Genomic DNA, 25368 nt, shown 5'->3' on the forward strand with positions numbered 1-25368 from the left:
ATCACTCCCGTCATAAGACTGTCCATTTAACGCCGCGCTTCGAAAGCGTGACGCCGTTCTCTGCGCCTATGAGGTCGAGCGCAGCCTGCGGTACAAATCGCCGTGTACTTCCGCCCGGACCCGTAACCGCGCTGTCCTTAAAGCTGACGGACACCCTTCCGCCGACCGACGTTGAGATAACGCCTTTTTGCGCTATGCCCGTCGTATCGCTATAAACCGCTGCCAGCACGTTCGCAAATTCGTATACAGCCGCGTCCGGTATCGTATATTGCGAGTAGTACCGAGCGAGATCGCGAGATGCGACGTTTACTATTCGTAGTTTTTTCGCCTCGTCTGCGCTAGTCCAGTCGTCAACATCAATACAATTTGTGTTGATATACGTGTTTGCGTCCTCTACCGTAATTGCCATGCGCTACACCTCCGTTTATTTAGCGGAGGTTTTACGCGGTTTAGACGCGGGCTTTTCTTTTACCTCCGCAACTGCTTGCGGCTCCTCCGGTTGCCGTACGACGTCAACAAGCGCGTCGAGCACGGCTATTTCAGCGGGATTATCCGTATGAAAAAGGCCCCCGCTAAATCTGCGGAAGCCTCCGTCTACGTAAAATCCGAGTTCTTTATAGCGCGGTGATTCGTAAGTTGCCATCGTATACCTCCGTTTTATTACGACAGACCTTTCAGACGGCCGTGCGCTTTCTCTTGTTCAAGTTGCAGTGTGTACTCGCCGACGATTTGGCCCGTCTCATAATCCCCCTTCACGCCAAGATAGGTATGCGTGAAGTCACGCGTTACCAGCGGGCGAATGGCAATGCGGTTAGCGTCTACAAGGAAAAGCTCGTCAGGGGAGAGATTTTGGTTAAGGGCAACCTCAAACTGTCCAAAATCAGTTACGACGAAGTCTACGACTTGTCCGCGAGTGTTTTCACCGCGAGTCAAGGTTACTTTGTTCGCATCCGCAGCGGAAAGAGCGACCTTTTGCTTAGCTGGAACCATAATTTTGTAGTTCCCACCGTTCGCAAAACCGCCGGCGTCGTATACTGTCTGTGCCAAGGTATTGATCGCAGAAAGTGTAAGCGCTCCGCCTACGTTGGTAACGTTGGTTGTGATGAATTGGCGTATACCTTTCATTTGACGAACTTGGCCGGATTCGTAAGAAACGCCGTTAATCGCGGCCTTTTCCACCTGCAGCGCAAGCTCAAGCAGTTTCTTCTGTTTCTCGTACTCGTACAGATTGCTAATTCCGTACTGAGCGACGGCTTTTGCGGTTCCGGAAAGCTCAACCGAATCCGTGAAGATTTGCGTAAGGTTGGACTTACGTACGCGCGCTTTGTAACGGGCTGCGCGAGCGTCCGCGCCTTCTACGCCTTCGTCGAACAGGAACTCGACTTTAGCGCCAGACGATACCGCAGCGGCCGTAGTCGAAGCGTATGCCCGCGTAACAGTCAGCGTTTTAGTACCGGGGTCGATTGCGGAAACGTACAGCAGCTCGTCGCCGATCTTGATTACGGAACCGACACGGAAAGGAGTTACGTCCGCTACCACGACGGAAGTAGCGTCAATCAGCGCGGATGCGGTAGTTACCGTTTCGTCCGGAAACATTTCATCTTCGAACCAAATATGCTCTACCGCTGTAACTGGATCAGCAAAACCAAGCATGTTCAGCAACGGAGTTTGATGCGGATTGAGTAGCAGAAGTTCATCTACCACTGATTCCTTTTTTCCGACCATAGATGCGTCATAAATTTTAGCCATTGTTTGTATTTCCCCCTGTTAATAAGTGCTGCGGAATTTCCGCGCAATAAAATAAGCCGCCAAATGCCCGCGACTTTATTTCCGTTATTTAATTGCTTACTTGTTCAGTTCGTCCTTGAGCGCCGAGTACGCCATTCGGTCTTCAATCCGTCCGGTCTTCCGCGCCTTTTCTGCGGCTTCCTTGAGCAATTGCTCCTTCGTTTTGTCTTGCGGATCAGCGCCGCCGCTAGGCTTGCCGATCTCCTTCGGTTTCGTCTCCGCCACCAGGTACGGATTAGCCTCAATCAACGCCTTTACCGCGTCCTCTACTCCTTGCGGATTCCCTTCGTCATCGACCGTTACTTCGCTCAAGTCCGCCAGTTTCAGCGCAGCGGCCAAGCGGTCAGCAGGCACGTTAGCGTCGCGGGCCAGCGCCTTAAACTCCGCGTTAACCAGGCGCTGATTCGCTGCGGTAAGTGCGGCGTTACCGCGTTCTTCCGCTTCCTGCGCCTTTTTCAGCGCTTCTGCTTTTTCCGCTTCCAAGCGTTCGGTAGCGGACATTTCCGCTTTCTGGCGCTCGGCTTCGGACTTTTCAAATTCGGACAACTTCGCTTTGATATCGTCGTAATCTGCGAATTTCTCCGTTTTCTTACGTTCACGCGCGATTCGGTCCGCTACAATACGGTCGAGTTCGTCCTGCGTAAACGTCTTTGGCGGGTCTTGCGGATCGGCTGGCGGATTATGGTCCGGGTCGGGATCGCCCTCCGCAAACAGTTGCAGATTAAGCGGATATCTATAGCGTTCGTTATCGTTTTTCATAGCGTTTCTCCTTCCGCGTTTAAGCGCCGCGTAGCGCATAGTATCCGTAAAGTTTAGTGTCGTTCACGTCTGGACGGGAGCCTAGCGCTCCTATTAAGCTGCGATAAGTTCCGGAGTGGCTGCGCATTCCGGGATCGTGCGACGGATGCGTTCAAACTTAGCTACCATGCCAGCGTGACCTGCTGCGTTCAGTTCCTCGTAATAATCACTCACGGGGACTAACGTCAGGTTGTCAATTCCATGCTTAATATCCGGGCCACGAAGATACACAACCGTCAAGTCTGTACAGTACGGCGTGTATTTTTTCACCGTGTCGCAGTTAAATATCGACCAAGACGACAATTTTGCGTCTACTATCTGTCTCGTTGCAGCACCGTAAAAGTCAGGAACGATTCCGGCAAATCCACGGTAGTGATACTGGAAGTCAGGTCTAATTAATGTGAATGCCTCCGCCAGCAGACTTTCAAATTCGTGGCCCATTGCGGAAGTTCGCAAGTGATCCTCCGCGTGAAGTGGGTATTCCTCCCCTATTTCGGATAGAGCTGCTGCATAACTGCCGAAGTGTCTTGTCGCTACCTTTACAGCGCTTGGAAAAACGGAATGAACGCTCATGACGTTCAAAGGCATTCCCTTACTCCGGCAGTCTTTAAGAACACGAAGCAAGTCCTCCGCTGACCACTCGTATACCTCCGGCCTGATTTTTGTTACGTCGAGACCTAACTCCTCGCAGATCGCGTCATACGTTCCAAAAATCTTTCTAATGGCATGGTCCAGCCCGCGATTCTTGTCCCTGAGTTGGCTTACCGTGGTAACGGATTCGTCTCCGTACATTTGTAAGAACTCTCGAATAACCTTGCCTCGATCCCACCAGGTAAACCCGAGGTTCTCCTCATAAGGAAGGCCGCACGCTTCCGTGGCGGCCTTGAAGGAGCCGAAATACTTGATTGCAGCGCTCAGAAGTGCGGGGCATTCTTTTTCCATGTCCGCCCGCTTAACGCTTTTACCTTCTTCCTGCCGAGCCTGTATCTCCATTGCTATGCGGTCCTTAGACCAAACAGTGAAACCGATAACCTCCTCGTAGTCATACCCGAGGCGCTCAACGAAGGACTGGTAACTACCAAACTTTCTGCGTATTTGGACTAGAAGGTCGTTACGTTTGGCTTTCATATTTTTGGGCGTGATTGATTCCCCGGATAGTACGAAAAGACTAAATTCTCGTAATACCATTTGAGCGTCCCATCTCTTCTTCAAGCCTACGAACCTCCTTCGGATCTCTTATTGGGCTTAAAGTGTGCCGGCAGCACGGGTGAAAAAGCTCGCGTCGTGGTATGTCTCCGACGTACGGATAGGAACCCGGTGCGTCAGGAGTTAGTTTGACGATTGTTCCTTCATACTTAGAGCATGCATCCTTAGCGCCATGCCTTGATACCACTGCATAATAAGCGCCGCGAGAAACGGCCTCGTTCGTTGTAGCTTCGCGGTGTGTCTGCGACATTTTTGTCCGTGTCAGCATCTGAACATAATTTTCAGGCGACCACCGACGCGAGGCGCTATCCACAATCCCGGTATCAATCGCGCTACCTAACGTTTTCCTCATCCGCTGCAGCATGTCGGCGTTTAGGGTGCGTTGGCCGTTAACGCCTTTCGTCAGATTAGCGCGCAAGGATTCAGCGGTTGCCTGGCGTACGGCCTGCTTAACGCGGCGGTCTACGTTTTGGGTAACGGCCAAGATGTCCGCTTGTGTATCCGCAACGGCTGCCGCTACAAACTCGCGATTGATCCGATTAAACTTCGCAATCTTCTCCGCTTCCTCTACCGTTTCCACTGCGCCGAGGTCTACGATAGCGCGGATAACTCCGTCGGTTGCCGCTTTTGGTACGTGTTTCTCGACCCATGCCGCCGACTCAGTGTTAAGCCCACGCAAAATAGCCGCAACCTCGGCGAGTGCGGCCTTCGCATTAGCGCGGGAGATTCCCGTTAAATCTAAGCGCGATAACTCGCCGGCTATCGCTAAGAGTGCGTCCTTAAACGCTTTAACGAGCAGGTTAACGTCGTAATCGTAGTCCGGATCGGGAATAGGCGCGGCCACTACGCAGCCCCTCCGGTTGTTCCTCCGCCCACATCGTTAAATACCGAAGCGTCGACCGTTCCCATTGTCCGCTCTTCGTCCGCGTCAATACGCGTTATCATTTCGGACGCCATCGCTTCATCAACGCCGTCAAGCGTTTTGATTGCATCGAGTACGGATTGCGTCGGCTTGCCGCCCGTACGGATGTTCGCAACTTCGGCCGCTTCTTTTTCATCGATCGGGATGCCATCGCGCCAGTTGATACGCGGATAAATAGGCTCGTACGGCTCGAATCCGTCAACGCCTTTATTCGCGAAGTTTTCGAGCTGCATCGCGGTCCAGATGGCGTCACGGAGAGCGCGGTCAACGTGCGCCCGGATACGGTTGACTTTCGCCAGGATCGGCATGAAGCGGGCTTTAATAGCGCCGCTGTCCGTGTGTGACGTGCCGGTTCCGCCCTTATCGTTGGCGAGCGTCGTGCCGAATAGCCATTGCGGGGTTTCCGACATTTGGTAGACGAGGCCGAGGAGTATATCGAGTTCGCGGAAAGCGGCGTCTAGTTGCCCGTCCCACGTCATGTACCCGGGAGTCACGTCGTCCTTTTCGAGCGGCAGGTAGCGTCCGCCGAAGCGCGTAGTATCCCCGCCGTCGTCAACGTCCGGTCCGTACGATGTAGGGTCGCTGTGCTTCCAGAGGATGTAGTCGATCTGAGCCAAGCGCTCGTTAATCGCGCTCAATACGCTTTCCAGCTTCTCTACTCCGTTAATTCCTTCCCAACGGTCATCAACGGACTTGTACGGAATATGCCGGATAAGCAACTCGGGCGTTCCTGTCTCAACTACGTCGACCTCGCGGCCGGTTGCGACCTGCTCGCCGATCGTATACGTTGAAATCGGCACGCCCCATTCGGTATCGACGTGACCCTCCGAAAGCTTATAGCGCTCGTAAATGATATAGCCCGGAATGTACCGCTCGACTACGAGATAAGGTACATACGATTCGGCCTTACCGTAAATCCACCGCACAACTTTTCCGCCGGGCTCTTCGACCCAATCGATCCAGGCAACGTTAATCGCGCGGAATTTCTTACGGGAGCCTACGGACAACTCCGGAAACACGATGTTCGCCGGGACCGCTTCGATAATCGGTTCAGGACGCGATTCAGGCGCGGTCAGGCCGAGTTCCTCCGCAATGGCTTCCGTCTCGCTGGTGTCCGCCCGCGCTGCGTAATACGCTTTTATAAACGAGTCGCCGCGATAGCCGCCGCCGATGACGAGTTCGTGCGTCATTTGCGTCAGGTCGTTCTCCTCAACGATCGAGTCGAGGCGTTCCTGTTCACGTGAGCCCGGTCCTTTGCCGCTCTCGTACGTCGGGGGCTCACCGGTTAGCAAGTCCGCCGGCTTCGTCAGCAAAATGTCCATCAAATTCACCGCGATGAATAACGTTTTGAGCTGCGCAGCGTGCGGCGTATCCTTGAGCAGCGACGACGCCCGTTCGTATATTTCCGGATGCCGGCCGTCAAATATCGTTCGTCCGCGCTTATAGCGGGCCAGGCGCGGAATATGTGAAGGCGGAGGGTAGATACCGCCCGTTTCGAATAACTTCGCCAAATCTGCGTTCCTCCTTCGCTATGTGTTAGGCCCATGCGGGCTTATTGCGGACTCTCCGTCTCGCCTTGGCTACGTTCTCGACAGAAAGCTGCAGAGCATCACAGGAATCCACATAATCACCGTGCGGATATTGCGCGAGTTGATCGATAAGCATCGTATGTCCGGCGTTGAGGATTAGCGTTTTGTTATGAAAAAGAGGCTCTAACGATTCAATCCGCTCCTCCTTCGAGGATTTATAGGATTTGATATCGTTGAGCCTCGTTCTGTAAATGCCTTCGGTCCTCATGCGCTCCTGTAGTTGCCGGTAAAATTCGTGCTGCGCGTTTATCGTTTCTACCGAGAATACCGCGTGCTTAAACTCGCGCATCTTCTCGATGATTAAGTCGATATATTTATGCGGCTGCTCTTTCGACGCGTATTCGTCCAAGACAAAAATATGTCCGGTCTTTTCGTGACGGCCGACCGTAATCACCGCGTTGTAACAGGACCGCGCGTTCTTCCCTTGCGCAATATCCCACGCACCTGATACCGTTAAGTCTTCGACCGGTATGCGTAGGTCTTCGTACCGGATATATCGGTGTCCACCTTCGTATTCAAACCGATAGTAGCCGTACGTGTCCGGGAAGAAGAATTGCTCGTCTTCGCTGAACGCCAGGTTTCGAAATTCGCTATTATAAGCGCGCGTACCCATGTTAACCTTTTCGTGCATGAGCGCACGATAGGTCCAGCGCCAAGGCCACGCCAGTTCGACGCCAGCTTCGAGCGCTTCCCTGTTCTCCGCGTAGAATGTGTCGGCCTCCGCCATGTCTTCGCAGCGTGCGTATATTTCGCAATACTGCTCCCAAAGTTGCGGATTTTCCGGCTCCGATACGACCGCACCGTGAAATGACGATTCAAAGTCGCGGCGCTTGAGAACGTGATTAAGCAGGCCGGTCGCGCTAACCATCGTTCCGACGAGTATAATTGCGGTCGCTTTCGTTCCGATCGGAACCACTACGGAGTTGAACCAGTGAATCAACTTCTCGCGCGCTTCCTTCGTGCTTTCGTTATTTTGCGAGGATGGATCGTCGACGATAACGAGGTCTGGACGGTAGGAGCCGTGACGCTTACCGCGTAGTTGTTTGCCAGAAGATGACGCCTCAACGAGCGTACCGGATAACGTAATGAACGCCTCTTCGTTGTCCTTCTCGTTTTGATTATTGCGCTCGTGGAGGAGCGGCCCAAAGTCAGCGCGCAGTTTTTCGTTAAATTTAAGCTGCTTGTTTATCCAGCCAATCAGCTTTTTCGATAGCGTGTCCGTTTCCGATATGACAAGTATGTATCGCCGCTTTCGGTAAGCGGCCTGATGCAGCGGAAACGAGTTCGAGAACATGCCGGACTTAGAATGACCCCGCGCCGCCGCGATTGCTAAACGCGCATTACGCTCAACGTGATCGACGTGATTACATAGCGCAAAGAACTCCGCGTGTATCGGTGCTATTTCATCGAGCGAATCGTGGGGCGTTCCGTCCTCCCCGTTGCGTACGATGTTGTCCTCGTTATCCGGGTTTCCGGAGTCCGATAGGTACTCGTACGTAAAGTAAGCGACGTCATCCTCTGCGCGGTCAATCCGTTTCAACCGCTTTAATTCCGCGATATCCGCCCGCAATGACTCTTCGTGATACGTTGTTGCGCGACCGGTCCGTACGAGTTCGCGCAGTTTCTTAGCGCGTTCCGATACGAGTTTGATGCGTTCGGCACGCGCCAGTTTATCGAGCCACTCATCGTTTACCCATGCGATGCGAACGCACCTCCTTCGTTAATTTTCCGGTGTCTCTCCGAGCAATTCGTCAAGCTCGTCAAGTTCAGCCGCCAGTTCCTCGTTTGACCGAGCGCTACCGGCCTCTTTCGTTTCGACTGCGACCTGCTGCGTAATAAGGCCGAATCTGCGGAAGAAAAGGTCAATCGCCTTGATCGACGGTTGCTGTCCGTCAATAGCGCGCATGAGTTGGCGGTATACTTTCGCGCGATCCGCCGCTAAAAAGTCATCCGCTAGATAGTTGACGTAATCGATAAAGGCACGTTTCTGCGTCCGCCATTGGTGCAGCGTCTTGCGGGATACGCCGATTTCAGCCGCGATCTCATCGAATGTTAAGCGGTCTTCTTCGGCGGAAAATTCGCGCTCTACACACAGTAGCGCGGCCTTGATTTGGCGGCCATCTAAGCGCGATTCGAGAGCGGCCTTTTTCTTATCGGACATACTGCGTTCCTCCTTCGTTGATTTTTAACGTGAAATTAGCGCCTTGCGTACGTGGGAGTACGAATAGTCCCAGAACGTACGAAACGCGCTAATTTGACGTGGATTTACGGCAGAAATGCGGAGCGTGAGCGGTGGGGCTCCGTTGCTGCCCGAGTTAAAAATTTTGTGCGCAAATTCTGAACGGCAGTCGGGGCGTTATCACTGTACCGCTTGGGGGCGTCACCGTACTAAAGCAGGCGTTTATAACGTTCCAAAAACGAGCGTATATGCAACGAAAATAAACACGCCCAATAAGCGTGCCATCGCGTACTATAATCGTTTCAATACCCGTATCAATATATACGTTGCATTCCCATACGTGTTTATGATACGATACATTTACGGAGGCGATACATAGTGAAGATCGGATATGCTCGGGTATCAACCGCTGACCAATCGTTAGATATGCAAATAGATGCGTTGACCGCTGCCGGATGTGAACGCGTCTATACGGAGAAAGCTTCAGGCTCAAAGGATGATCGCGTAGAACTAGCGCGTGTAATGGACTTACTGCGAGCCGGCGACATGATTGTCGTATATAAACTCGACCGACTAGCGCGCTCAACCGTTAAGCTAATATCAACGCTAGATGAGATACAAAGGCGCGGTGCCGAGTTCGTCAGCCTCAACGATAATATCGATACATCTACCGCTGTAGGACGCGCGTTCTTCGGTATGCTCGCTGTATTCGCCGAGTTCGAGCGCAACGTAATCGTTGAACGTACTCGCGCCGGCCTAGCCGCCAGTAGAGCACGCGGCCGTAACGGTGGACGCCCGAAGACGGACCGCAAGAAGGTAGCGCAAGCCGTTAAGCTGTACGATACTCAAGCGCACACAGTAACGGAGATAACGGAAATGACCGGCGTGACAAAGGCTACGTTATATAGAGCGTTGAAGGAGCGTCAATAAGGCGCTCTTTTCTATGACCCCGTGAGTTTTCGTAGGGCGTCCGGCCGGAGCCGCCAGCAGTCGTTAGCTACTTACTCGTTACCGAACGGAACCCCTACGCTCTCCCCGCTTAGTCGCGTTCCTTCTAATAATGCGCAAGTATAAACGCTATACTTATTGACTACGTTACACTGACGCTTTCTATCGCTGTGTATTAGCGTTCATGTACGTGACTCTAACGTTTATACTTCCGCGCTATTAAAGCGCCGCTCTCACGCTCAGGCAAAGCGTAAGAACGACGTATATTAACGCTTTAAATCCATCCGCCTTTGTAACGACTAAACACGTACACAAGCGCCCAATATAACGCAGGCAGTACGCATATAAACGCTAGATTAAAGTAATCTACGCGCTCCTTGTACCGCAGTCTAAAGCGTAAGTCTGCGTATAATCCCGCTGCAGCTAACGCAGCGTGAACGATACATAACGCTACCCATACGTAGTACATTACGCGTTCCTCCGTTTCTTTATCTGCGCTATTCTTTGTCTTTGCCTACATGAGATACTTCCTTGAATAATCCTCATGTATATTGCTAACAAAGGTTTCCTCTTAACTTCCTTGGATTCGGGCTTTGCCCTCATCCCCTCAGTCACTTACATTCCTTCGGAATATCTTTTATGCGCACTAAATTACTATTACTTACCGGCCGCTAGGAATGAAGGAGCGTAAGCGACTGAATGACGACGCGTAATGTTTTGTTTGTTCTTACATGTTCGTTATTATTACGTTAGTTCTTATTACCGTCACTCTCCGGTGATTTAGGTAATTCACTCTACAGTGCATTAGGTAAATCACTCTCCGGTGAATGACCGTATAGAACGTCTAAATTGGCGCGAATCTCCTCGTCAGTCAGAGCGCTATAATACTGCGGATAATACAGCTTGTCGCGCTTGTTCGACGTATAGTCCATCGCAGACTTAACGAGCCCGACCGCTTCCAGCACGTCACACAACGGTTTAATCCGGTTACGCCCGATCCCTGTCTCGTCAGCAATACGCTGTACGGACGGGAACGCGCTCATGTACCGGTCATTGTCCGGCTGTCCGTTAACCATCGCTAGCAGGTACGTATACAGCGCCGCCATGTGAACGTTGCCTTTATCGTACTCGCGCGCGATCGGTATTAACCGGCGGAACAGGTCGTGCGGGACCGGAGCGTAATGCCCACGGTCCAGACACGTTGATTTTTTATGCGCGGCTTCTTCGGCCAACGCGCGGAATTGTTTACTCATACTCCACACTCCACGTAAATTTATCCGTTACTTATTTGCGTCATATTCGTCAAGCGTTCGTCTAACCGCGTCGTCCTTTGCGAACAGCCAGAAGCGTCCGCCAGTCTTCTCGTTTAGCCCTACGCAGATATATCGGTGTCCGGCCGCTCGTAGAAAGTGGAACATAGCGGGCGAATAGCAGTAAAGATAAGCGTTTCCCATACGTAAGCCCTCCCTTAGTTAAACTCGACAACAACGCTGCTCATTTCGGAATCAAGCGTCTGCTCAAAGTCGTAGTTAAAATCGTCAGCGTCGGCATACTCCTCGAACGTCTGGAACGAATCTTTCCCCTCTTCGCACAGCAAAAATTCGTTTCCTTTAGCGTCAATCACCTTGATAGCATATTTCATCTTCGCACTCTCCTCTCAAATATTCGTAAGGGCAACCGGAGTCTACCCGCGTCGTTCGTAAGCCTCACAAGTTCGGGCGCAAAGCCCAAACGGGTTGTGCCCGGATTTTACCGGGCCTCGCCTATATAGCTTTGAGATTGCATAAAATGCAACCTCATCCGTTCCCTACAACGCAAAAAAGACGCCGTCTCCCGGAAGGAGCCTAGCGTCATCACAGCGAATATTTAACGTAATACAACCGCAGAAAGGACGGTTTTATCGAACTATTTGCGGCAGCCCTAGCGCAAGCCCGCGTCACTGTGCGCGAGAAGGACGGGCGTAACGAAGCCCCGGAGCGTAGCGGAGTGATTGAGAAGTATACGCCAAATTGCGTTAAAGTGGCCGGCACGTACTATATGCGCAGCGAGTACGAATTTAAAACGATGTAAAGGAATCTTTTTAAGACGTTCGAACTGTGGAAACGCGCCTTCCCTAACGCAATCCCATACGAATATAAAGGGCTTAAACGATAAACTCCGTAAACACCGGACTACGCAGCATCCCCGCTTTTGTCCAATTACGTATCTTAACACGCGCCCGTATGCGCGGCTCCAAGCGCACAAACTCACGGTCCTCGCCGGTAATTAGCGGCTTCACAACGCCATAGAACGCCCGCTTATGCGTAGGCGTCGCGCCAAACTCGATTATGCCGGCGGGCCGTAACTTTCCGCGATCGTCCGCAACTGACGCCAGCCATCCGAAATCACCCTTACGGTAGCCCGTTATGAATACGTCGGCGTACGTCCAGTTAATGACCTTTTGCCACGCGGAGTGCCGGCGGCTGACATATACGCTGTCCTTCCGCTTGGCGACCACGCCTTCCATGTTGCGCGCCTGCATCTGTGCAAACAGCGCCTCGCCCGCTCCCTCAACGTATGGGATCACGCCGAAATTAGCGCTAGGCAACGATAGCCTAGCGAGTATGGCCTTCCGTTCCAGAAGCGGTAAGTTACGCACGTCTTCGCCTTTATAGCGCAGAATATCGAATACAACGAACGTGACCGGCAATTCCTTCGTGAGCTGCCGTATCTTATCCGCCCGTTTCGCCTGGAAACGCGACATTACGGATTCGAAGTCAACCGCGCCGGTCAGCGGATCTACGCACGCGATTTCACCGTCAAGTAGTACATCATACGGGAATAGTGTGCCGGTAGAGCCGTTTATTTCCGGATATTGGCGTGTACATTCGTTGTTATGGCGTGTATATAGGCGCACGTTGCCGGTATCTTGCGAGTATATTAAGCGGTGTCCGTCAATCTTCGGCTCGAAAATATAGCGCGAGTCTGAGAACGGGGCGACCGCTGTTTCGAGTAACATCGGGGATATGAACATAAAACCGCCTCCACTCCGATTATAGCGCGTTGGTGCACCGGGGAGAGACGGTAAGTTATGGGACTTCGATCACTCCGGTCTTAAATGCCACGCCTCCACATACGCAAGCCGCCCGCTCTCGTCCGCTATCACCGTTACCTTACGTCCACCCTTCGCGCTGATCCGATACCCTACGCCATCCTCACGCTTTCCTGCGCTAATCTCCCGTAGTAAGTCCGCAGCCGTCGGCGTCCACTCCCGGTTAGTCAGGCGCATTCTTCCGAATTACATAGTAGGGGTATCCGCGAATCCGCAGAGACCCCTCGTTTTAACAGGCTACTTCTTGCTCTCTTCTGCGCACACTAGTAGTGCCTCCGCAATGTTGGACAACAGGTCAGCCGGCACGACTACGCCATCAGTTCGCCCGTCCCTAGATGCTAGGTAGGCCAAGAACTCATCCCCTAACCCTTTATCGTGAATGAAACCGACGATACACTCCCCAAGCACGAAATAGTCATCCTGCGCAGCATACGCTTGTGCCACCGCTGCCTCACGCGCTTCGTGTTCCTGAATGGTCATCGTCTCTGTAATCGTTTTGTTCATTAAAAATCGCTCCTTTAGGTTTGTTATCTATGTTAACGGCTCTCGCCGGCAGATGTTATTCAGCGCTAACCGAGCTACGCCGCGCGGCGGCTTTCCAACCGCTCAAATATCGCGTCATGGCTAAGCCCCAGCTTGTCTATTGCGTGGGCAATCGCTCCCTCCGTAAAGATCGCGCCTTTGGTTCTGCGTAGGGCGATCGCAGTATCGGTCGTATCCGCGAGTGCTTCTTTCTGTACGAGGATTCCCTGACGACGTTGGAAGTACAGCGAATCACTGTAGAAATACTGCAGGTATTCGCGCAGTTTACCCTCGCTCGCAAATTGCCGTAAGGCCGCTGCATCGCGGGTGTCGACGCCCAGCAACGCTAAGAACTGGCGGAATTTCGGTAGTTCGCGCGAGAAACGACGCATTAGTGATATACCGGCCGCCGCCTCCGCCTGTTCGCTGAGCGGCGTGCCTGCGATAAAGTCGCATTGAATGCTCTCTACGAGGGCAGCGTCACGTATTCCGAGGTAAAGGTCGTTATCCGTTTTACGCCGGGCCTTCACTTTGGCTGTAAGCGTTCGGAAATTTCTTAACGCGTGCCCCGTGACGGCTTCCGCTCTTTTGTTAGCGGTAACTGTCGTGAGTTTATGTCCACGCCCTTCGCTCGTTCCGTAGAGCTGCGTATACAGATTAGCTGAAAATACCGGTGCGAATCGCGTATGCTCCCCTCTGTCAAAGAGACCGTGTTTAACGAAGTGATCAGATACGTAAGGGGAGTTTAGCACCAAATCGGAAGCCGTAGACTCTGCTACTAAGGCGAAGCTCGTCTTAGTTTTGTCCTCGACTCTCTTTTCAAAATCCCTAAAGATTCCCTCAGCCATTCTCTCGTTCTTCATTTTGTTTTCTCCCTTCGGTTATGGTTTTTGTAATTGCGGCGGTACCTTCGTCTGAACACGTACCCTCTACCAAATACGCCAGTTGCTCGTACAGAGCGCGCACAGTCTCGTCGTTATCAAACTTGCTCACGATTAGCGAACAGCCGAGCATTATGCGTTTAATACGTGTGACGTATTGTTCCGTAGTCTCATCGTCGACGCCGTCGTAGAATGCCTCGAAACTTACGCACATGCCCCGGGCAAACGCCAGTACGTCGTTGTCCAGGTGGTATCGAACGAGGTTGCTCGGGCTGAGCGGTGACTCGCCGGGAATAGGCTGCAGCGTGCCTAGCGCTTCTATTTCCCGTCCAATCTTTCCGAGCTTCTCGTGCTCGGGCGACCTCGGGGCTTTGGGAGGGGGCTTTGGTTCGTCAGCCGGTTGCTCCGACTGCTTCCGTTTGCGTAACTCCGTCTCCGCGCGATTGATCGTGATTTCTCCGGACTTGATGCGCTCCGCCAAATCGGGAGCCTCGCGTAATACCGCCTGCGCCTTGTAGACGTTTCGCGCCGAGGTGCCTGACAACTGCGCAATGTGCTCCGCCACCTCGCTCGTACGCTCGTCGCTATCTCCCGAACTTCCCCGCAATACTGCAGACAAGTCGGTCCGCTCCCCTTGGCGGTTTCTTGCCTCTTCCCTGAGTCTTTGGAGAAGTTCCCCAAATTCAAGATTAATCATTACCTTCTGCCCGGTAAGTAACGACCTCCTCTCTGTGGCTGACTGACGCATCCGATCTAACGCATTGTCTTCCGTTATGTCCCACGTAATCACGGGAAGCGTGGGCAGTTCGTTTTCTTTCGCGGCGCGCAGACGGTGCCTTCCGTCAAAAACGCGCCCGTCCGGCAACGCGAATACCGGGTCTGTGACTGCGCCACGGCTTCGTACACTTTCGTTGAAATCCGCCCATTCCTCCGGAGACATTTCCGGGATGCGCCAGGCTTCCGGATGTTCAACAAGTGATGACGGCGGTACATAGTGAATCTCGGTCGGCCGTTCTAGTACGTCAAGCAACTGGTAATCCTCCTTTTTGTTTAATGATCTATGTTAACGGGATGCAGAACAGCGCATTTCCCGATTATTAACCTTTGGATATTACTCGCGTTCTCGTTCTGCTTCGTCACTTCGTTCCTCATCGTCCGCTTACGCGTCCGAACTATTTTACGCGCTCAAAATGTATTAGGTATTGTCGGCCGCTAGGAATGAAGGAGCGTTAGCGACTGAATGACGACGCGTAATGTTTTGTTTCTCTCTTACACCTTTCTCTTTTACAACCTTTCTATCTTTACAGTCCGTCTAGGACATACTAAGCTTCGTATGTCCTGCGCATACTACGGTAAGTCCGTCCTGGACATACTACCGTGCTAGGCCGCCTTCTTCCGGTAGACTCCGAAGTCCGGCGTAACAATCGCGCCGTCCTCGTCGACAATGTATCCGTCATCCGTTATTCGCGGACAGTACGACGGAAAATACCATTTGAAGCGCCGCAGCCTTTCGTAATGCGTAGCCGTCCGGATAATCCCGTTAGTTTCAAGCACGTCCGCGAGAAACTTAATCCGGTTGCGATCGATACGTAGCGTACTCGTCAGCATGTCGTACGCGATGAAGCACGCCCCAAAACGGTCATTTACCGTTCCATCAGCCCGAAGGTAGTTTCCGTCGATATACGACTGCAACGTGAAGTAGAACGCGTATAGGTCGCGTATTTCAGGCTTACGGCGTGCGTCTGCATATACGTCGTCGTAAACTTCTCGGATGATGCGCGGGAATACCTTTCGGACGAGTTCGCGGTTATAGACTTCAAATCCGCCGGGTCCGTCGAGCAGCGTTTGTTTATCGTTAGGAAGCGGCCCTCGTCCGTTCATGTGTGTCAACTCCTTTCATGTTGTAACACCATTTTCACCTTTAGAGATGATTGTCACGTCGATCGTCTCCCTTATCGTTTCAAATTTTATAGTCAAGCGGAATCCCACACGTCTACCTACTTCAACGACGTCCGATAGCGTTTCGCACACTTACCGCAGAACTTTTTTCGTTCTACCCTTCCTTATTGGTAATCAGATCGGCTCCCCGCACCATTTGCGGAAACTTTATCCGTATAATTAGATACGGACGCTAATTTCGTACTTAGGTACGTTGTTATTACGATAATTATGTCTATTCTGTGTACAACACGTCCGGCGATCAGTGTTTGTTTGCCGTTTGGTAGCGGTGTGCGTTTGTTCATGCGTGCGTCAGCGCCTTTCGCTTTGTTGTACACTTATATATCCGCCACTCGGACGCTGTTTCGCACACTTTACCGCAAAAATCTTGAAAAGATTGAAACCAATCGAACACTCGTTCCGTATTTAACGGTATAACACAAAGCGGACGACCACGTTGCCATGTCGAAGTCGTCCGCCTCTATCAATAACGCGGCTGTGCCTGAACGGGCCCTAGAAACCCGCAGCCGCAGGAGTAAGCGTAATTGGGTCCGGCCAATAGTTGGCGCTAAAGGCCGGAGTGTTACGTTGTTTGCCGAAGTGTTTGCGTAAATCGGCGGTGTGAATCGGTCCGCGAGGCTTATCCTCCGGCGGCAACCGGAAGTCGCGGACATGGGTCTGCTGAAAGTTAAGCACACCGTCAATCGTTGGCGCGCCTTCGGGTCGACGTCGACCCCGAGTTTAATCGAGGGAATACGGTTTAGCTTACGAGTTGTACGGACTCAATCGCGGCGTAAGCGGATGGGACCGGTATTTCCGCCGGCATGTCGTAGCACGGCGCAAGCGTAAAGGCGAGCATATCGAGCGCGGAGAGATTACGCAGGCGTGCAGCCAGCGTATCCAGTGGTTCGCGCGTCTGCAAAATGAGGCCAGCGCCTACAATACGGTAGAGGCCAGCAGTCGCAGTCGGCTCAACAACGGCAATTTCGGCATTACCGTCTTGTACACGGTAGAGTCCGGCTAGTTGTCCGTTGAACTCGGAGACAATGATACCCGTAAAGAAATCGTTGTCCTCCGGATTGCTGCCGCTTACCCATTGGAACGTTTTAGGCTGGAATGGCGCAGTCATTGGCGGCGACCTCCATTTCTGCGGTTGGCACCGCGAACCCAACGTCATAAACCTGCGCTGTGCTCAAGGCTGGCGTAACGCCAACGTCAGCAAAACCGGTAATGCCAACCGTTTTAGCGAGGGCTGCGCGGCTTACAACGATATTCTGTTTTGTTCCGGATAGATGGGCGAAATATAGTGAGCGATCGGCGGCATCAGCGGGGAACACACGGAAATACTTAACGCTGCCGGCCGGTAGGCCAAGGCCGAGTTCGAGGAGTTGCGAAGCGGTTACGGTGGTGAAACCAGTTGTGGCGCACATGTCTACGTCAGGCAGAGCGCCGAAGAAGAAGTCCGCGGGGATTGCGATTTGTTCGTGGGCGTAGCGTACGATGAAGTGACGATCAAGACGAGGTTGACGGTAAAATGAAATCCCAAACGTTCGTTCCAAGATGACCTCCTAGCGTTTTGAGCCCGTCGGCTATAATATGATTTGCGGTAAGTCCGCGACCGGAAGCGCTAGCCCCGGTTTCGTCCGCTCCGCTGCGGACTCATCAGGCGGTGTCAATCTGCGTGAAAGCGGTCGCTAGACGGCTTCATATCTGCAGCCCCAGTTCCAGAAGCGGCGCGTCAATCAGGTCGCGTAAAATGAAATCCAGCGCAGTCATCCCGCTCCACCGTTCAATCAGCGGCAATATAACGTCGGCGGCCGAGCCCTCTACGTCCTCCGCGATAATCAAGCTGGCATCCGCGTCACCTCCGACGTATGTATCCGGATCAGTATCGCTCTGGCGTACTTCTAGCGCCCATAGCAACCGGTCGGACACGAACATCGCGCGGTCCTCTCCGATAAGGTACGCGGGCAGCGTTTCGGTCAGCGGCTCCTCTTCGTCGTTGTAAACGTAGGTCAGCGTTATGGGCTTTATGCTCATTGCGCGACCTTCTGACTCCGTCTGTTCTCCGCCAGTACAGTATCGAGCGCGGCCAGTACGGTCTTAACGTTACTCACCTTCGCAAATGGCGAATGGTCCGCGTTGACAACTGCCGTAATCACTCCGAGCGCGGCTGCGCGGCAGTCTGGCGTTGCTTTACGAATCGATTCGAGCGCGAAATCAAGTTCGAGTTTCATGCGTTTTACCTCCGTTATTAAAGGAATAATTCACGGACAAATACGGCGGACAACGTTGCTGACGCCTTGAGGACTAACCATAACGCGGACTTGAGTGCGGAGCGGCGGTTACGTATGGCTACGCGGGAATAGGCACGGCTAGGTGACGGGGAGACTTCGACAGCAGTCAGAATTGAGATAAGATTAGGCATTGCGGAATCCTCCTTTATAATGGTGAAACCTTATGGTACAATCGGCGTATAACTATTTGACAAGATATCATGTAAACTAGATTACTTGTTAACTTGATATCATCTTAACGCCTATTCGTAATGTTGTCAACTAGTTTACGCTAATTTATTGGAGGAATTTCTGTGATTAGATTTTCGTTGGATAAGCTGATGAAGGCGCGGGGATTAGAACAGAAGGATATTGTGGAGATCACCGAGATTAATCGGAACACGGTCAAGGCGCTCGCAAACAACGCGAACAATCGTATTGACTTTCCGACGCTTGACAAACTATGCCGCAAGTTGAAAGTTAAGCCCGGCGATTTGATCGAATACATAGAAGACGAAGAGGACCGCGCCGATTAACGGACGGTCTTTTTGCGTAGAATCACTGTGAAATCAGCGACTATACTCCTCACCCTTCTGCTAATACTCCGGAAGGCTGTACGCGGCTAATTCAACGGAAAATCAACGGTAATATAACGACGAAAAGCGCCTGACTCTCGTTAAATTGTTAATACATATCCGAAACTATTTCGACACTACCAATTGTATTTTTATAGAAATAAAATGTTGTATAATAGAAGTAATAGCAGTGAATCCAATATTATAGGAGCGCAGAAAATGCATAAGAAAAGATTCGTTGATCCTTTTTTCCCAAATAGGCCTGTTGACGATCCCGATAGATTTTCTGGAAGAGAAATCCAAGTCGATGAAGTCGCCGATTCACTTTTTCAGATTGCGAACAGCAACCCAAAACACACCATTATCACAGGCGATCGGGGAATGGGAAAAAGTTCACTCCTATTACAGACGCGGATGCTTGCGACAGGTGACAACCGCCTCGTTAATAAGCTTGATATCGATATTGGTTATGATGCTTTTAATTACATTATCGCGTGGCACGACGCTAACTATGATCAAACACCTGAGCATATCGTATCTGGACTACTGAGAGACCTCGAAGGAAATATTTCAAAGCTATTCGGTAAGTTCAATCTTGAACTTGATTTATATGGTCTCAAAGTAGGATCATCTGTTCAGAAGGAAAAGACTGTGGCAGACCTAGTCAATGACTTTTGCGACATTATAAAGAAAAGCTATAAGGCAGTAATAGACGGCAAAAAACAGGGGATAATACTTTTCATTGATGAACTGGATAGGGTACGCCCAGACTCTGGGATAGCGACATTCTTTAAGCTTGCTACTGAGAAACTTAGTAGGGAAGGAATAAAAAAGGTTGGGTTCTTTTGTGCAGGGATTACGGGAGCTATCCAAAAACTCGAGGTAGACCACGGATCTGTTTTTAGAACGTTTAGAGACGTTCCAATCCCAAGACTAACTAAATCTGAAACCTCTGATATTCTTTCCACAGGGTTCTGCGGTGTTGGATTTACATTTGACAGGATTGTGCTCGATGCTGTATTTGAACTCTCATCGGGGTTTCCAGAACCGGTTCACATTCTTGGGAGCGAAATGCTGTCTGAAGCTAGTTCGAAGCAAATCACCATAGAGACTTTTAATAAGGCTAAAAAACGAGTTGTAACTGACGTGAAAAAGAATAAACTAAAATCTCTGCTCGAAAAGGCAGGCTATGGTAAATATCAAAAAATACTTGAAGCGATGGCAAAGTATGAAGGGCCTTATGTTCCATTAGATTTCATATCTCGACACATAGGCTACGATCAAAAACAATTTAGCACAAATATATCTAATTTGATCGAAAGAGAAACGATTACTCGTGTTGACAAAGGCGTTTACGCATTTGTTGACCCACTTCTTAAAGAATACATCAGAAATTTTGGGATTATTAATATTAAAGACAATGTCGATAACGACGAGCAGTAGAGCGCGTTATAACCGTCAACGTATACGCCCCTTAAACGAAGAAAAAGCCGGTCGGCTCCTCGCGGGGCTTTCCGGCTATTTTCGTTATTGCTTACGTTTGGTCTTGCGGGGCTTTTTGAGCGGACTCAGGACGTCATTTAACGGTGAAAACGCGTTATGCTGCGCCTTCAATGCCCGGTCAGACGGCGTTGTATAGCGCATCGTCGATCGCGGGTCCGTATGGCCCAATATCGCGGCCAAATGGCGAAGTGAACCGCCCTTCTCCATGAATATTGTCGCGGATGTATGGCGGAACAGGTGCAAAAACACGTTGGCGTCAATGCCGGCCTTTTTCGCGTGCTGTTTGATTCGGTCGCGCAGCCGGTCATCCCGCAAAGGCTCGCCGTAGTTGGACAAAAATAGATAATCCGATTCAAAGTCCGCGTTCTCTTTGATAAGCTCTTTTAGCAATCGCAGCGTGTAGTCGGAAACCGGGACCGACCGCCCCCTCCGCGTCTTAACGATCTCCGCGTCAAAGTGAACCATCCCGATCTTGAAGTCGATACTCGACTCGCGGAGCGACAATAACTCTCCAACGCGCGCGAACGAATCAATAAGGACGTGCATCGCAGTATAGTCCCGAAAGCCGGCATAAGTCCGCTTATCTGGCGCATCAAGTAATCGCTGCATCTCATCTACGGTGAGTATCCGTATCTTCTTTTCAGGCTCCGGAACTTTCCCGATTCTCGCGGCCGGATTATAGTCGATAACGCCCTCCTCATGCAGAAAGCGGAACATCGCTTTAATCGCCTTCATCTTCGTGTTGACGGTGACTGGAGACAGCCCCAGCGTCATATTCTCTTCCGACTTGTGTGGGTGGCCTTCCCACTTCCGTTGTCCGTGCAGCATCCAGTTCATGTACGCCCGCAACGCGTTCGGCGTTACGGCCGTAAATGTCCGCTCAATTCCTACACTATCCATATAATTGCAGAAGTAACGGTAATATTCCGTATAAGATTCAATAGTACGCTTAGACCGACCTTCGGAAGCTTTGGCATTAATAAAAATTGCAAATAAATCGTCTAGCTGCTTATCCGCTCCCTTCGTGTCCCGATTAAATTTGTAACGTTTACCTATTCGTCTGTCCACGTTGTCTCCTCCCTTACATACCAACGTTGATTGTACGGGAGATAAAGGGATTACGCAAAAATAGCGCCCGATCCGCGAAGGACCGAGCGCTATTGTTATAGTTTTGTGCTGCTATTTACGTTAATTAAAGATCGAACTGACTGGTGAAAATTTATCGTGTTGCTTTGAGATATCGGTCTGGAACATCTCTGTGTAGAGTTGGGCCATATGTAGCGATTTATGACCCATGATCCGCATTAGGCTTACTACGTCTCCAGAATTGAGTACGTAATTTCGCGCGAATGTATAACGTAACGTATGACACGACACGCGGACGCCCTTGATCCCCGCCAATTTTCCATAATCCGATATCTCCTCCTGTACGGTCCGGCGTTTTAGCGGCTGCCCGTCTACGTTTAAGAAGAATACGTCATTTTCGGAATCACCGCGCAGTTCCAGGTACTCTCGTAAATGAACGGACAGCACGTCACTAAACGGAATTAAACGCTCTCGGCGCCATTTTCCGAAGACCTGGATTACGCGCTCCTGCCAAAATACATCGTTTACGCGGAAAGTCAGCGCTTCTTCTAGGCGCATACCCGTATCCAACAACAGCAGTATGAAAACGTAATTACGGTAGCCTGCGGGCGTTGATCGGTTTGGGGCCTCAAGGAGAGCCATAACTTGCTCGCGGCTCAACGTACGCAATATCCGTTTCTCCTCGACGAGCTTATCGATTGCCTCCATTGGATTCTCTGATAGGTACCCTGAACTCAATAAGAAATTAAAGAATGCGCGCAAACTTCGGATATACTTATTGATTGTTGGTGCGCTGTTCCCCTCGTCATGCCTCGTTTGTATAAACTCTTGGATGTCTTCTAGGATTACGTCATTAACTTTTCCAATATCATTCTCATCCATAAAAGCGTTAAACTTTGCTAGAGCTTGCTCATAGGATGCTACCGTGTTTCCGGTCAGGTTTTTGAGTTTGCGTGATCTAATAAACATATTGGTAGCGGACTGCATGTCTAGCTTTTCTTTCGCTCCCCGCGTTTCAAGTATCATTTTTCTTTTTTCTTTGTAATCCATTCTTGTAACACTTCCTTAATATCAGTTTCGTCTGCCAATTTGACCGCTATCGCCCGACCGTATACGAAAATGATACGCGTTTCGCCCGGCATTAACGCGGTCAGTTCGCGTAATATAACGTTCAATACCGCCCCTCCCTTCGCGCCTTTCTAAGCTCCCGCACCTTTTCCAGATTCAGTAGCTTAAACGTTCGGTTACGGTAACTCATTAGACGGGACCGCCGCATATAATTAGCGTCATAATTACGGTCAGCACGGAGTCGGCCGCCGTACTGTTCAAGTTTTCCGGTATAGTAGCAAAGGCGGTCTGTTAGACGCTTACCATTTCGACTTTTCATACTTAGTACATCCGCTCAAGCGGACTGAATTTCCGATGCTCGTCACGCACCTCATTACTAAATAGGTTCACGTACGTACGCACCTGGTCTAACGTAGCATGGCCGAGCACAGCCTGCAGCGCGAACACATCAGCGCCGTTCTGAACACTCATTTTAGCGAACGTATGGCGCAGGGTATGTGGTGAGCACCGGACTCCTTTAATGCCCGCTCTACGCCCGTAGAACGCGACTTGTTCCTGCACCTGTCGTACGGTCAGCGGAGTGTTATCGATCGTGACGAAAAGGTTGTCGTGCTCAAGCGTTCCGCGTAGATTTAGATACCTCGCAAGTTCTTTACGCATGGTCGCCTGAAACGGTACGAGGCGCTGCTTATAGCCCTTTCCGTCGATCTTGATTACGCCGTCACGCCAGTTAATATCGGTCGTCTTGATTTCGGTAAGCTCGCGGACGCGGACGCCGGTTTCCGCAAATAGCATAATCATCGTACGGTCCCGAACGCCGACGAACGTCTTCTGGTCCGGCTGCGCGATTAATAGGCGAAGCTGGTCCGGGGTAAACGTAGCGACGACGGTCTTCTTCTGCTTAATTAGCGTCATCTTGCGCATAGGGCTCTGCGTTAAATAACCCTCCCGTACGAGGAAGTTGAACAACGCACGGGCGGCCCGGAGTACGCAATTAATAGACGTTTCTTTCTGGCCGTCGTCCATCAAATAGAGGATTACGTTTTCTTTTACGGTCTTCTCCGTTATCTTGCTTGGATCGGTGGGCATACGTTGCTTGTCGAGGATACGCCGGAACTTACCGAGTTCCTGTCGGTAGAATCCGAGTGTATGCGGGCTAATATTCCGGATTTTACCGTCGCGCAAAAATAAATCCATAGCGCTATCGAAGTCGTCGACGGCATAAACCGGTTGGGCTTGCGGAGTAACATCTTCGAAGGTGAGCGTGTTCTTTCTACGTGCCATTTTTCGTTCTCCAATCGTTCGCGTATTCGTTGAGGGACACGCCGGAGGAAACGTTGGATACGATTTAAGTCGTGCGCGGTGGGCCGATTTACCGCGCTATTCTATTGCGTATTACTAAACGTAAAAACGCTGACCGAAGCGCTATAAATCAGCGTTCAATCAGCGTTTAAATCACCGTTAATCTAACGGATTTTTGATGCCGGTGAGAGGACTCGAACCTCCACGGTTTCCCTCACGATTTTGAGTCGCGCGCGTCTGCCAGTTCCGCCACACCGGCGTAAATCATGGAAATGATCTCATTTCCTCTTAATAAAGCAATGGAGGCGCCACCCAGATTCGAACTGGGGGTAGAGCTTTTGCAGAGCTGTGCCTTACCACTTGGCTATGGCGCCGTATGAAGATGGAGCGGACGACGGGAATCGAACCCGCGACCCTCGCCTTGGCAAGGCGATGCTCTACCGCTGAGCCACGTCCGCGAAATGGCTGGGGATATAGGATTCGAACCTATGCATGACGGAGTCAAAGTCCGTTGCCTTACCGCTTGGCTAATCCCCAATGCATTCCATTTAATAATATGGGGCGATCGATGGGACTTGAACCCACGAATGCCGGAGCCACAATCCGGTGCGTTAACCCCTTCGCCACGACCGCCATAGGATATGGAATGCTGAAATATATTGGCAGGGGCAGCAGGAATTGAACCCACACTAACGGTTTTGGAGACCGCTGTTCTACCTTTAAACTATGCCCCTAAACTGGTGGAGGATGATGGATTCGAACCACCGAACTCGTAAGAGAACAGATTTACAGTCTGCTGCGTTTGGCCACTTCGCTAATCCTCCAGGAAAATGGTGCCGGCGAGAGGACTTGAACCCCCAACCTACTGATTACAAGTCAGTTGCTCTACCAATTGAGCTACACCGGCTTATTCAATTGTTAAATTCATGGTGGCTCGGGACGGAATCGAACCGCCGACACGAGGATTTTCAGTCCTCTGCTCTACCGACTGAGCTACCGAGCCAAACCCATATTGAAAATAAATGGCGGAACCGACGGGATTCGAACCCGCGATCTCCTGCGTGACAGGCAGGCATGTTAGGCCTCTACACCACGGTTCCACGAGGCACTTCTTACTAAGAAGATTTGGTTGCGGGGGCAGGATTTGAACCTGCGACCTTCGGGTTATGAGCCCGACGAGCTACCGGGCTGCTCCACCCCGCGTCAGTAATAAAAGTATTGAATTATGGTGGAGGCTGAGGGGATCGAACCCCCGACCCTCTGCTTGTAAGGCAGATGCTCTCCCAGCTGAGCTAAGCCTCCGTAAAAGAACAATTGTTATCTTACCAAAGATCATAACTGAAAAGCAAGTTTGTTCCGACGAACCACTCGGGATTCTCATCCCAGATAAAGAAGAATTTGGTGACCCGTAGGGGATACGCCTCGCAAGCGAGTCGACTGCGATGTATTCCTAACGATGTCAATGCTCCGACGAACCACTTGGGATTCTCATCCCCGGCTAAGAAGAAAATGGTGACCCGTAGGGGATTCGAACCCCTGTTACCTCCGTGAAAGGGAGGTGTCTTAACCCCTTGACCAACGGGCCATACCTTAAAAAATAGTGGCGGAGAGAGAGGGATTCGAACCCTCGAGACGCTTTTGGCGCCTACACGATTTCCAATCGTGCTCCTTCGGCCAACTCGGACACCTCTCCATA

The 25368-nt window shown here is 51.3% G+C and carries 29 protein-coding genes and 14 tRNA genes; 3 read left to right on the plus strand and 40 right to left on the minus strand.

What is annotated here, in order from left to right:
• Nucleotides 1-10: 10 nt before the first annotated feature.
• From PSAB_RS20470 to PSAB_RS20510, 9 genes are all read right to left on the minus strand, one after another.
• Nucleotides 11-409: a hypothetical protein gene (locus tag PSAB_RS20470; RefSeq protein ID WP_025336451.1), complete on the minus strand. Its 399-nt coding sequence runs from the start codon at nt 407-409 to the stop codon at nt 11-13.
• A 15-nt stretch (nt 410-424) separates the two neighbouring features.
• Nucleotides 425-643, minus strand: a complete 219-nt coding sequence (locus PSAB_RS20475; RefSeq protein WP_025336452.1) for a hypothetical protein — start codon at nt 641-643, stop codon at nt 425-427.
• Between the two features lie 17 nt (nt 644-660).
• On the minus strand, nt 661-1749 hold the full coding sequence (locus PSAB_RS20480; RefSeq protein ID WP_025336453.1) for an SU10 major capsid protein: 1089 nt from the start codon (nt 1747-1749) through the stop codon (nt 661-663).
• Between the two features lie 96 nt (nt 1750-1845).
• A complete protein-coding gene (locus PSAB_RS20485; RefSeq protein WP_193373907.1) occupies nt 1846-2547 on the minus strand; it encodes a phage scaffolding protein in 702 nt (233 codons plus the stop codon).
• A gap of 93 nt (nt 2548-2640) precedes the next feature.
• Nucleotides 2641-3798 (minus strand): hypothetical protein, encoded by a 1158-nt coding sequence (locus PSAB_RS20490; RefSeq protein WP_025336455.1) that lies wholly within the window; start codon nt 3796-3798, stop codon nt 2641-2643.
• Entirely contained in the window at nt 3755-4636 is an 882-nt protein-coding gene (locus tag PSAB_RS20495; RefSeq protein WP_025336456.1) for a phage minor capsid protein, read from the minus strand. The genes PSAB_RS20490 and PSAB_RS20495 overlap by 44 nt, the downstream gene beginning before the upstream one ends.
• Nucleotides 4636-6225, minus strand: coding sequence for a phage portal protein (locus PSAB_RS20500; protein WP_025336457.1), 1590 nt, complete (start codon nt 6223-6225; stop codon nt 4636-4638). Before PSAB_RS20500 ends, PSAB_RS20495 begins: the two co-directional genes overlap by 1 nt.
• A gap of 25 nt (nt 6226-6250) precedes the next feature.
• Nucleotides 6251-8005: a phage terminase large subunit gene (gene terL, locus PSAB_RS20505; protein ID WP_025336458.1), complete on the minus strand. Its 1755-nt coding sequence runs from the start codon at nt 8003-8005 to the stop codon at nt 6251-6253.
• 18 nt (nt 8006-8023) lie between these two features.
• The gene (locus PSAB_RS20510) at nt 8024-8464 is read right to left on the minus strand and encodes a phBC6A51 family helix-turn-helix protein (RefSeq protein ID WP_025336459.1); all 441 of its coding nucleotides are present in this window, start codon (nt 8462-8464) and stop codon (nt 8024-8026) included.
• Nucleotides 8465-8860: 396 nt separating this feature from the next.
• Here PSAB_RS20510 and PSAB_RS20515 point away from each other — a divergent pair, with 396 nt between their 5' ends.
• A complete protein-coding gene (locus tag PSAB_RS20515; RefSeq protein ID WP_025336460.1) occupies nt 8861-9412 on the plus strand; it encodes a recombinase family protein in 552 nt (183 codons plus the stop codon).
• 812 nt (nt 9413-10224) lie between these two features.
• Here PSAB_RS20515 and PSAB_RS20525 read toward each other — a convergent pair.
• The 13 genes from PSAB_RS20525 to PSAB_RS20570 form a co-directional block, all read right to left on the minus strand.
• Nucleotides 10225-10683 carry a hypothetical protein gene (locus PSAB_RS20525; RefSeq protein ID WP_025336462.1) on the minus strand — a complete coding sequence of 153 codons (459 nt, stop codon included), beginning with the start codon at nt 10681-10683 and terminating at the stop codon, nt 10225-10227.
• Between the two features lie 27 nt (nt 10684-10710).
• Nucleotides 10711-10884 (minus strand): hypothetical protein, encoded by a 174-nt coding sequence (locus PSAB_RS26005; RefSeq protein WP_193373908.1) that lies wholly within the window; start codon nt 10882-10884, stop codon nt 10711-10713.
• 14 nt (nt 10885-10898) lie between these two features.
• Nucleotides 10899-11072 (minus strand): hypothetical protein, encoded by a 174-nt coding sequence (locus PSAB_RS26010; RefSeq protein WP_193373909.1) that lies wholly within the window; start codon nt 11070-11072, stop codon nt 10899-10901.
• Between the two features lie 501 nt (nt 11073-11573).
• The gene (locus tag PSAB_RS20530) at nt 11574-12443 is read right to left on the minus strand and encodes an ATP-dependent DNA ligase (RefSeq protein WP_025336463.1); all 870 of its coding nucleotides are present in this window, start codon (nt 12441-12443) and stop codon (nt 11574-11576) included.
• Nucleotides 12444-12512: 69 nt separating this feature from the next.
• The gene (locus PSAB_RS25585; protein WP_144240558.1) at nt 12513-12698 is read right to left on the minus strand and encodes a hypothetical protein; all 186 of its coding nucleotides are present in this window, start codon (nt 12696-12698) and stop codon (nt 12513-12515) included.
• 60 nt (nt 12699-12758) lie between these two features.
• The gene (locus PSAB_RS20535) at nt 12759-13025 is read right to left on the minus strand and encodes a hypothetical protein (protein WP_025336464.1); all 267 of its coding nucleotides are present in this window, start codon (nt 13023-13025) and stop codon (nt 12759-12761) included.
• A gap of 74 nt (nt 13026-13099) precedes the next feature.
• Nucleotides 13100-13906 carry a hypothetical protein gene (locus PSAB_RS20540; protein ID WP_025336465.1) on the minus strand — a complete coding sequence of 269 codons (807 nt, stop codon included), beginning with the start codon at nt 13904-13906 and terminating at the stop codon, nt 13100-13102.
• Nucleotides 13884-14954 carry a ParB N-terminal domain-containing protein gene (locus PSAB_RS20545; protein ID WP_025336466.1) on the minus strand — a complete coding sequence of 357 codons (1071 nt, stop codon included), beginning with the start codon at nt 14952-14954 and terminating at the stop codon, nt 13884-13886. The genes PSAB_RS20540 and PSAB_RS20545 overlap by 23 nt, the downstream gene beginning before the upstream one ends.
• A 350-nt stretch (nt 14955-15304) precedes the next feature.
• Nucleotides 15305-15805 (minus strand): hypothetical protein, encoded by a 501-nt coding sequence (locus PSAB_RS20550; protein WP_025336467.1) that lies wholly within the window; start codon nt 15803-15805, stop codon nt 15305-15307.
• A gap of 817 nt (nt 15806-16622) precedes the next feature.
• Nucleotides 16623-16991 carry a hypothetical protein gene (locus tag PSAB_RS20555; protein WP_025336468.1) on the minus strand — a complete coding sequence of 123 codons (369 nt, stop codon included), beginning with the start codon at nt 16989-16991 and terminating at the stop codon, nt 16623-16625.
• The gene (locus tag PSAB_RS20560; RefSeq protein ID WP_025336469.1) at nt 16969-17421 is read right to left on the minus strand and encodes a hypothetical protein; all 453 of its coding nucleotides are present in this window, start codon (nt 17419-17421) and stop codon (nt 16969-16971) included. The genes PSAB_RS20555 and PSAB_RS20560 overlap by 23 nt, the downstream gene beginning before the upstream one ends.
• 145 nt (nt 17422-17566) lie before the next feature.
• The gene (locus tag PSAB_RS20565) at nt 17567-17902 is read right to left on the minus strand and encodes a hypothetical protein (protein WP_025336470.1); all 336 of its coding nucleotides are present in this window, start codon (nt 17900-17902) and stop codon (nt 17567-17569) included.
• A complete protein-coding gene (locus PSAB_RS20570) occupies nt 17899-18099 on the minus strand; it encodes a hypothetical protein (RefSeq protein ID WP_025336471.1) in 201 nt (66 codons plus the stop codon). The genes PSAB_RS20565 and PSAB_RS20570 overlap by 4 nt, the downstream gene beginning before the upstream one ends.
• Before the next feature lie 353 nt (nt 18100-18452).
• On the opposite strand from PSAB_RS20570, the gene PSAB_RS20575 reads away from it, so the two are divergent.
• A complete protein-coding gene (locus PSAB_RS20575; protein ID WP_025336472.1) occupies nt 18453-18674 on the plus strand; it encodes a helix-turn-helix domain-containing protein in 222 nt (73 codons plus the stop codon).
• A gap of 258 nt (nt 18675-18932) precedes the next feature.
• Nucleotides 18933-20156 carry an ATP-binding protein gene (locus PSAB_RS20580; protein WP_025336473.1) on the plus strand — a complete coding sequence of 408 codons (1224 nt, stop codon included), beginning with the start codon at nt 18933-18935 and terminating at the stop codon, nt 20154-20156.
• 84 nt (nt 20157-20240) lie between these two features.
• Here the strand turns inward: PSAB_RS20580 and PSAB_RS20585 are convergent, their stop codons facing one another.
• The 18 genes from PSAB_RS20585 to PSAB_RS20670 all read right to left on the minus strand — a co-directional run bounded on the left by PSAB_RS20585 (nt 20241) and on the right by PSAB_RS20670 (nt 25365).
• Complete coding sequence (locus PSAB_RS20585) at nt 20241-21284, minus strand: tyrosine-type recombinase/integrase (RefSeq protein WP_025336474.1); 1044 nt, start codon at nt 21282-21284, stop codon at nt 20241-20243.
• Between the two features lie 120 nt (nt 21285-21404).
• Nucleotides 21405-22352 carry a tyrosine-type recombinase/integrase gene (locus PSAB_RS20590; RefSeq protein WP_084266584.1) on the minus strand — a complete coding sequence of 316 codons (948 nt, stop codon included), beginning with the start codon at nt 22350-22352 and terminating at the stop codon, nt 21405-21407.
• Nucleotides 22325-22477: a hypothetical protein gene (locus tag PSAB_RS25850; protein WP_158442611.1), complete on the minus strand. Its 153-nt coding sequence runs from the start codon at nt 22475-22477 to the stop codon at nt 22325-22327. Before PSAB_RS25850 ends, PSAB_RS20590 begins: the two co-directional genes overlap by 28 nt.
• Nucleotides 22478-22691: 214 nt before the next feature.
• Nucleotides 22692-23654, minus strand: coding sequence for a tyrosine-type recombinase/integrase (locus PSAB_RS20595; protein WP_025336476.1), 963 nt, complete (start codon nt 23652-23654; stop codon nt 22692-22694).
• Between the two features lie 197 nt (nt 23655-23851).
• Nucleotides 23852-23931, minus strand: a tRNA-Leu gene (locus PSAB_RS20600).
• Between the two features lie 41 nt (nt 23932-23972).
• A tRNA-Cys gene (locus PSAB_RS20605) sits at nt 23973-24046 on the minus strand.
• A gap of 9 nt (nt 24047-24055) precedes the next feature.
• Nucleotides 24056-24130, minus strand: a tRNA-Gly gene (locus PSAB_RS20610).
• 4 nt (nt 24131-24134) lie between these two features.
• Nucleotides 24135-24209 (minus strand) — tRNA-Gln (locus PSAB_RS20615).
• A gap of 20 nt (nt 24210-24229) precedes the next feature.
• Nucleotides 24230-24305 (minus strand) — tRNA-His (locus tag PSAB_RS20620).
• Nucleotides 24306-24332: 27 nt separating this feature from the next.
• Nucleotides 24333-24406 (minus strand) — tRNA-Trp (locus PSAB_RS20625).
• Nucleotides 24407-24410: 4 nt separating this feature from the next.
• A tRNA-Tyr gene (locus PSAB_RS20630) sits at nt 24411-24496 on the minus strand.
• Nucleotides 24497-24503: 7 nt separating this feature from the next.
• Nucleotides 24504-24579 (minus strand) — tRNA-Thr (locus PSAB_RS20635).
• A gap of 20 nt (nt 24580-24599) precedes the next feature.
• Nucleotides 24600-24675: transfer RNA gene (locus PSAB_RS20640), tRNA-Phe, on the minus strand.
• 20 nt (nt 24676-24695) lie between these two features.
• Nucleotides 24696-24772, minus strand: a tRNA-Asp gene (locus PSAB_RS20645).
• A 26-nt stretch (nt 24773-24798) separates the two neighbouring features.
• Nucleotides 24799-24875: transfer RNA gene (locus PSAB_RS20650), tRNA-Met, on the minus strand.
• A gap of 23 nt (nt 24876-24898) precedes the next feature.
• Nucleotides 24899-24974: transfer RNA gene (locus PSAB_RS20655), tRNA-Val, on the minus strand.
• A 208-nt stretch (nt 24975-25182) separates the two neighbouring features.
• A tRNA-Glu gene (locus PSAB_RS20665) sits at nt 25183-25257 on the minus strand.
• A gap of 16 nt (nt 25258-25273) precedes the next feature.
• A tRNA-Ser gene (locus PSAB_RS20670) sits at nt 25274-25365 on the minus strand.
• Nucleotides 25366-25368 lie beyond the last annotated feature (3 nt).

This window comes from Paenibacillus sabinae T27, from assembly GCF_000612505.1.
GTDB classification, from domain to species: Bacteria; Bacillota; Bacilli; order Paenibacillales; family Paenibacillaceae; genus Paenibacillus_AQ; species Paenibacillus_AQ sabinae.

Coding starts and splice junctions, on each gene's coding strand:
- PSAB_RS20470 (WP_025336451.1), bottom strand. CDS start 409: ATGGCAATTACGGTAGAGGACGCAAACACGTATATCAACACAAATTGT.
- PSAB_RS20475 (WP_025336452.1), bottom strand. CDS start 643: ATGGCAACTTACGAATCACCGCGCTATAAAGAACTCGGATTTTACGTA.
- PSAB_RS20480 (WP_025336453.1), bottom strand. CDS start 1,749: ATGGCTAAAATTTATGACGCATCTATGGTCGGAAAAAAGGAATCAGTG.
- PSAB_RS20485 (WP_193373907.1), bottom strand. CDS start 2,547: ATGAAAAACGATAACGAACGCTATAGATATCCGCTTAATCTGCAACTG.
- PSAB_RS20510 (WP_025336459.1), bottom strand. CDS start 8,464: ATGTCCGATAAGAAAAAGGCCGCTCTCGAATCGCGCTTAGATGGCCGC.
- PSAB_RS20525 (WP_025336462.1), bottom strand. CDS start 10,683: ATGAGTAAACAATTCCGCGCGTTGGCCGAAGAAGCCGCGCATAAAAAA.
- PSAB_RS26005 (WP_193373908.1), bottom strand. CDS start 10,884: ATGGGAAACGCTTATCTTTACTGCTATTCGCCCGCTATGTTCCACTTT.
- PSAB_RS26010 (WP_193373909.1), bottom strand. CDS start 11,072: ATGAAATATGCTATCAAGGTGATTGACGCTAAAGGAAACGAATTTTTG.
- PSAB_RS20530 (WP_025336463.1), bottom strand. CDS start 12,443: ATGTTCATATCCCCGATGTTACTCGAAACAGCGGTCGCCCCGTTCTCA.
- PSAB_RS25585 (WP_144240558.1), bottom strand. CDS start 12,698: ATGCGCCTGACTAACCGGGAGTGGACGCCGACGGCTGCGGACTTACTA.
- PSAB_RS20535 (WP_025336464.1), bottom strand. CDS start 13,025: ATGAACAAAACGATTACAGAGACGATGACCATTCAGGAACACGAAGCG.
- PSAB_RS20540 (WP_025336465.1), bottom strand. CDS start 13,906: ATGAAGAACGAGAGAATGGCTGAGGGAATCTTTAGGGATTTTGAAAAG.
- PSAB_RS20550 (WP_025336467.1), bottom strand. CDS start 15,805: ATGAACGGACGAGGGCCGCTTCCTAACGATAAACAAACGCTGCTCGAC.
- PSAB_RS20555 (WP_025336468.1), bottom strand. CDS start 16,991: ATGACTGCGCCATTCCAGCCTAAAACGTTCCAATGGGTAAGCGGCAGC.
- PSAB_RS20565 (WP_025336470.1), bottom strand. CDS start 17,902: ATGAGCATAAAGCCCATAACGCTGACCTACGTTTACAACGACGAAGAG.
- PSAB_RS20570 (WP_025336471.1), bottom strand. CDS start 18,099: ATGAAACTCGAACTTGATTTCGCGCTCGAATCGATTCGTAAAGCAACG.
- PSAB_RS20580 (WP_025336473.1), top strand. CDS start 18,933: ATGCATAAGAAAAGATTCGTTGATCCTTTTTTCCCAAATAGGCCTGTT.
- PSAB_RS20590 (WP_084266584.1), bottom strand. CDS start 22,352: ATGGATTACAAAGAAAAAAGAAAAATGATACTTGAAACGCGGGGAGCG.
- PSAB_RS20595 (WP_025336476.1), bottom strand. CDS start 23,654: ATGGCACGTAGAAAGAACACGCTCACCTTCGAAGATGTTACTCCGCAA.